Source organism: Mesorhizobium sp. M7A.F.Ca.CA.004.04.2.1, assembly GCF_004022825.1.
Taxonomy (GTDB): domain Bacteria; phylum Pseudomonadota; class Alphaproteobacteria; order Rhizobiales; family Rhizobiaceae; genus Mesorhizobium.
In genome coordinates, this window is sequence record NZ_RZPH01000277.1 from 1 (window position 1) to 6195 (window position 6195).

General features: G+C 62.7%; 6 protein-coding genes. 4 read left to right on the forward strand and 2 right to left on the reverse strand.

The features are described 5' to 3' along the window. On the forward strand, window positions 1-799 hold a 799-nt coding region (locus EN893_RS14530), incomplete at its 5' end, for a YbfB/YjiJ family MFS transporter (RefSeq protein WP_128361606.1). Window positions 800-912: 113 nt separating this feature from the next. Further along, complete coding sequence (gene sbmA, locus EN893_RS14535; protein WP_127271341.1) at window positions 913-2172, forward strand: peptide antibiotic transporter SbmA; 1260 nt, start codon at window positions 913-915, stop codon at window positions 2170-2172. 36 nt (window positions 2173-2208) lie between these two features. On the opposite strand, the gene EN893_RS14540 is transcribed toward sbmA, so the two are convergent. Then, window positions 2209-3207 (reverse strand): polysaccharide deacetylase, encoded by a 999-nt coding sequence (locus EN893_RS14540; protein ID WP_127273545.1) that lies wholly within the window; start codon window positions 3205-3207, stop codon window positions 2209-2211. 214 nt (window positions 3208-3421) lie between these two features. Here EN893_RS14540 and EN893_RS14545 point away from each other — a divergent pair, with 214 nt between their 5' ends. Then, a complete protein-coding gene (locus tag EN893_RS14545; protein ID WP_127272332.1) occupies window positions 3422-4087 on the forward strand; it encodes a tetratricopeptide repeat protein in 666 nt (221 codons plus the stop codon). Next, window positions 4084-5517: a ribosome biogenesis GTPase Der gene (gene der / locus EN893_RS14550; protein ID WP_127272331.1), complete on the forward strand. Its 1434-nt coding sequence runs from the start codon at window positions 4084-4086 to the stop codon at window positions 5515-5517. The genes EN893_RS14545 and der overlap by 4 nt, the downstream gene beginning before the upstream one ends. Window positions 5518-5765: 248 nt before the next feature. On the opposite strand, the gene EN893_RS14555 is transcribed toward der, so the two are convergent. Continuing rightward, window positions 5766-6195 (reverse strand): LysR substrate-binding domain-containing protein (locus EN893_RS14555; protein WP_245490834.1); only part of this gene is annotated, 430 nt, incomplete at its 5' end.

The window sequence follows — 6195 nt, forward strand, 5'->3', positions numbered from 1 at the left end:
CAGCATCGTGTTCAGCCATATCGCGGCTGCCGGTCGCAACGACCTGCAGGCCTGGCATTTCGGCGGCGTCGGGCTCGGCATAGCGGCATCGGCGGCGATGATGGCGGTGCTGGTCGCCGAGCATTCGGGCTGGGCGGCAGGCTGGCTATGGTCGGCGGCGATTTCGGCCTGCGGTTTCGTCCTCGTGGCTCTGTTGGTCAATGAGGGTCCGCTCGGCAACGGCGAAGTCCCCCGCGAGCCGGCACTGCGGATGGACCGGTCGTTGGTCAAGGTCATCATCGCCTACGGCCTGTTCGGCTTTGGCTATGTGGTGACGGCGACATTCCTGGTCGCCATCGTCCGGCAAGGCGGCGGCAGCCGCGTCTTCGAGGCCATTGTGTGGATGGTCGCCGGTCTTGCGGGCTTTCCCTCGGTCTGGTTCTGGCAGAAGATCGCGGCGCGGACCGGCCTCTATGCCGCCTATGCGCTGGCGTGCTTCATCGAAGTTGCCGGCGTCACCGCCAGCGTCGCCATCGGCGGCGCCACCGGGCCGCTGCTTGCCGGCGTGCTGCTCGGCGGCACCTTCATTGCCATCACCGCCTTTGGCCTGCAGGCCGCCCGGCAGCAGGCGCCAAGCGCGCCGCGCCGGATCTTTGCCCTGATGACGGCTGCGTTCGGCCTTGGCCAGATCATCGGGCCGGTCGCGGCCGGATTTCTGGCGCAAATGTCCGGCGATTTCTTCCTCGCCTCGATCACCGCCGCAATCGTGCTGGTCGTCTCCGGCGCCATCACATGGTCGGCTGCGCCAAAATCGCCATGATTGTGGGCTTGCTGTGCCGGGCATCGGGCACAGGCATTTTCTTTCCTACTAATGTGTGACTTTATGCCCGCTGCCGTCAGCTGATTTGCGCCTAGATCGAGGAATTCGCCACAGTGTTCGTATCCTTTTTCCCGCAGCCGAAGCTCTTCTTCTCTTCGGCCGCCCTCTGGAGCCTTGCGGCAATCCTGTTCTGGTTTTTCGGTGGTGAACAATTGGGGGCGGTTTTCGGATTGCCGCCCGCAGTGGCCGGTGCGCCGCCCATCATCGGCATCGCGATCCTCATGTCGCCGCCGTTTCTATGGTTTTATCTCTATTTCGTGTTCTGCGTGGCCGTCTTCTACGCATTCTGGAGCTGGTATTCGCCGCATCCGTGGCAGCGCTGGTCGATCCTGATGACCGCGGTCATCCTGTTCTTCATCTATTTCAATGTGCAGGTCAGTGTCGCCGTCAACGCCTGGTACGGACCATTCTTCGACTATGTGCAGGGACTGATGTCGGGGACTGGAAAGTCGACCAACAGCGAATTTTATATCGGATTGGCGGATTTTTCGTGGCTCGCGCTGGTCGGCATGAATGTGCAGGTGGTCAATGCCTTCATCGTCAGCCACTGGATTTTCCGCTGGCGCACGGCGATGAACAATTATTTCGTCGAGAATTGGAGCAGGCTACGCCATATCGAGGGTGCCTCGCAGCGTATCCAGGAAGACACGATGCGGTTCTCGCAGATCATGGAAGACCTCGGCTCCAGCTTCGTCCAGTCGATCATGACATTGATCGCATTCCTGCCGGTCATGATCCAGTTGCAGGCCCATATCACTGAGTTGCCGATTATCGGCGCGATCCCGCAGCCATTGGTTGTCGCGGCCCTTGCCTGGTGTCTGTTCGGGACGATCTCGGTCATGGTTGCCGGTCTGAAACTTCCAGGGCTGCAGTTCCGCAACCAGCGTGTCGAAGCCGCCTACCGCAAGGAACTCGTCTACGGCGAGGATCATGCGGACCGCGCCCAGCCGGCCACCACCGCCGAGCTGTTCGAGAATGTTCGTCACAATTATTTCAGGCTGTATTTCCACTACATCTATTTCAACGTCGTCCGTTACACCTACCTGCAGGCCGACAACATTTTCTCGCTGCTGATCCTTGGTCCCTCACTGGTGGCGCACAAGATAACGTTCGGCGCGCTGAACCAGATTTCGAACGCATTCGGCAAGGTGACGGGGTCGCTGCAGTTTCTGCTCTCCTCCTGGTCGACCATCGTCGAGCTGCAATCTGTCCACAAGCGCCTGCGTGCCTTCGAAGCGACGCTGCAAGGCGAGCCATTGCCTGAAATCGACCAGCGCTATCTGGCAAGACAGAGCGCCGAGGACCCAGCCTAAAAACCGAGGCTTTGGAAATCGAACCGGGTTGGCGGCTCAGCCGCCGACCGAGACCTGCCTTTGGCCAGCGTCCTGTCGCGAAACATAATCGCGAAAACTGATGCATTCGACATCGGCTTTGACGCAGACGTCGCCGGCAAAGCGCTCCAGCGCGTTCCAGTAGGCGCCGTCATTCATCAGCGCGAAGTGGAAGCCGAGCTCAAGCGGAATGCGCTTGCCGGCATACTGCTTGTCGAAGGCGGCGCGAAAGGCAGCATAGGTCCGGTTGGCGAACTCGTCCGCCTGGCTTGGCCGCTCGAAGCCGCCGGAATGCCTGACATAGAGATTGTAGTCCATGGCGATCACCGGCCGTGACTTCGGTCCTTCCGGAATCTGCGGCAGCGAAAAGTGCACGATGCCGTTGCTGGCCGTCGGTCGGGCAGGGCCTTGCGAGACGCCGCTGGCATCGAATTGATATCCGGCCGCCGGCAGCGCTTCATAGAGCGCCTTGCCGGTCGACAGATACGGCGCGCGAAAGCCGACCACCGCATGCCGCGCGAAATCGCGCCAGCCCTGTGGTTCGGGTGCAATGCCGTTGATCGCATAGGCGTTCTCGAGAATGTGCTCGAACGAACTGAACTCTTTCAGCCAGTCGGCCTTGCTCCAGTCCTTGCCGTCGAAATGGCCACAGCCATGGCTGGCGATATCGTGGCCTTCATGCGCGGCAAGGCCGATCTGTTCGAGTCGCTCGGTGACTTCCTGCTTCGAGGCGGCAAAGCCGATGTTGGATTTGCCGGCGCCTTTGCCCGGTGCGGTGTATTCCTTGCGTGTCTCCGTTGACAGCAGGAAGACGCAGGAGAGAAAATAGGTGAAGTGCGCGCCGGTGCGCTCAGCCAGTGCCCGGCTGCGTTTCCACTGCGAAATGTCGCGGGCACTGTCGAACGAGATGATGACGACCTGTTTCGGCTTTGCCGGCGCCGGTGGATCGGCCAAAGCCCCACCGGCAGCGGCGAGTGCCGCAAGCGAAAACGCAACAACGCGGAACGGACGAAGCATAGGCAATCTGATCTTCACTCGGGGAATGTCTGCAAGCCGGCTATCGCCTAAATGTGGCGTGGGTGCGATTGGTCTTTTCGGCTGCCTGTCCGGGGCAAACATCCGTTTGCCCCGGACAATAGGCGATTTTCCGGTTGAACCCCTTCCATGCCGGCAAAATTTCGCTAAAACGCGGGCTGACAAAGGGCCCGACCGGGCAGGAATGGTTTGATTGATGTCCGACGACAGTTTTATCCGTGAAGTCAACGACGAGATCCGTCGCGAGCAGGCACAGGCGCTGTGGGACCGTTTTGGCCCGGCCTTGATTGTCGTTGCGGTCCTCGTGGTGCTCGGCACTGCCGCCTTCGTCGGCTATCGCTATTGGGACGAGACGCGCGCCAACCGCTCGGGCGATGCGTTCTCGCAGGCGCTGAAGCTCGCCAATGACGGCAAGAACGATGAGGCGCTGACTGCGCTCGATCAGTTGGAGAAGGATGGCTACGGCGCCTATCCGCTGCTCGCCCGCATGCGCGGCGCGACCGTCAAAGCGAACAAGGGCGATGTCCCCGCCGCCGTCAAGGATTTCGACGAAGTCGCCGCGGATACGGCCATTCCCCAGGGAATTCGCGACATGGCGCGGCTGCGGGCAGCACTGCTGCTCGTCGACCATGGTTCCTTTGCCGACGTCTCCAGCCGTGTCGAGGCGCTGACATCCGACACCAACACGCTACGCCACACGGCGCGCGAGGCACTCGGCCTTTCCGCCTGGAAGGAAGGCAAGACGCAGGATGCGCTGAAACTGTTCGACCAGATCGCCGCCGATGACGGCGCGCCGCGCAACACCCGCGAGCGCGCAACATTGATGTCCGAGCTGATCCGCGGGTCGGGCAGTGCGTCGTGACCTTCAAAGTCGCCATCATCGGCAGACCTAACGTCGGCAAATCGACTCTTTTCAATCGGCTGGTGGGAAGGAAGCTGGCGCTCGTCGACGACACGCCGGGCGTCACCCGCGACCGTCGCGTCCATGCCGCCAAGCTTTACGACCTGCATTTCGACGTCATCGACACCGCCGGCTTCGAGGACGCGGGCGCCTCGACCTTGCCCGGCCGCATGCGTGCGCAGACCGAGATCGCCATCCGGGATGCCGACCTGATCTTCTTCACCATCGACGCCAAGTCCGGCCTGTTGCCCGACGACAGGACCTTCGCCGAGATCGTGCGCAAGTCCGGCAAGCCGGTCGTGCTGGTCGCCAACAAGGCCGAGGCCAAGGGCGCCCAGGGCGGCATGCTGGAGGCCTGGGAACTCGGCCTTGGCGAGCCGATCCCGGTTTCGGCCGAGCATGGCCAGGGCTTGCCTGACCTGCGCGACGCCGTGATCGGCGCGCTCGGCGAAGCGCGCGCCTTCGGCGAAGAAGAAGATGGCGAAGACGAAGACGTCGCTGCCGGCGAGGTGCTGATCGGCGAGGATATCGCCGATCCGGATGCCGAGCACACCTATGACGACACCAAGCCGATGCGCATTGCCGTCGTCGGCCGTCCCAATGCCGGCAAGTCGACGCTGATCAACGCGCTGATCGGCGAAGAGCGGCTGCTCACCGGACCGGAAGCCGGCATTACCCGTGATTCGATCTCGGTCGATTGGGATTGGCATGGTCGCCGCCTGAAATTGTTCGACACAGCCGGCATGCGCCGCAAGGCCAGGATTCATGAAAAGCTGGAAGTGATGTCGGTGCAGGACGGTCTGCGCGCCATCCGGTTTGCCGAGATCGTCATCATCGTGCTCGACGCCACCATCCCCTTCGAGAAGCAGGATCTGCAGATCGCCGACCTGATCATCAGGGAAGGCCGGGCGCCGGTGATCGCCTTCAACAAATGGGATCTGATCGACCATCCCCAGGAACTTCTGGCCGAACTGCGAGAGAAGACGGAACGGCTTCTTCCCCAGGCGCGCGGCCTCCAGGCCGTACCTGTCTCCGGCGAGACCGGGCGCGGCCTCGACAAGCTGATGGATGCCGTCATCAGGACGCACAAGGTGTGGAACAGCCGCGTCTCGACCGGCAAGCTCAACCGTTGGCTGGAAGGCATCCTGGCACACCACCCGCCGCCTGCCGTGGCCGGGCGCCGGCTGAAGGTCAAATACGTCACCCAGGCCAAGACCCGGCCGCCGGGTTTCGTTGTCCAGTGCTCGCGGCCCGATGCGATGCCGCAATCCTATGTCCGCTATCTCTCCAACAGCCTGCGCGAAGCCTTCGACATGCCCGGCGTGCCGATCCGCATCGCGCTGCGCACGTCGGACAATCCATTCGCCGGCAGGTCCAACAAGCGCAAATAAGCGGTCGGGCTCGAATGAGCCTCTTTGCTCGCGGGAATTCTCCGCAAAGTTGGCGGGACAGCACCCCCCTCTGGCCTGCCGGCCATCTCCCCCGCAAGGAGGGAGATCAGCAGTTCGTTCTGACGGCGCCTTTCTTGCAACGTTGAAGATTCGCGAGAGCACTCGCGACATCCAATCTCCCCCCTTGCGGGGGAGATGTCCGCAGGACAGAGGGGACGGAACGCGACACTGGATACCTTTCCGGCTGTCTAAGCGACCTCCTTCAACCGCTCGTCCCGTGGCAGCGCCTGCAACGCCGCCTGCAACAATATGTCGGCTAGCCGCGCTGCCACCGGATCCAGTTCAGCATCCTTCTGGTGCAGCACCAACGCCATTTTGGGCAATGCCGGCAGCCCGGCGATCTCCGGCGTCATTGCGCTGACGCTGGCCGGCAGGCCGATGTCGGTGCGGATCGTCAGCCCCAGCCCCGCCGCCACCGCTGCCCAGATGCCGCCAAGGCTCGGGCTGGAAAAGGCCATCCGCCACGACAGCCCGGCGCGGTCGAGCGTTTCGGTTGCCACCGTGCGCAGAAGGCATGGCGCTTCGAGCGCCACCAGCGGCAGCGGCTCACCGTCGCGCAGGCTGGTCTCGATGCGCTTTGCCGGCCCGATCCAGCGCATCGAGACCAGCCTGCGCGAC

Coding starts and splice junctions, on each gene's coding strand:
- EN893_RS14540 (WP_127273545.1), bottom strand. CDS start 3,207: ATGCTTCGTCCGTTCCGCGTTGTTGCGTTTTCGCTTGCGGCACTCGCC.
- EN893_RS14545 (WP_127272332.1), top strand. CDS start 3,422: ATGTCCGACGACAGTTTTATCCGTGAAGTCAACGACGAGATCCGTCGC.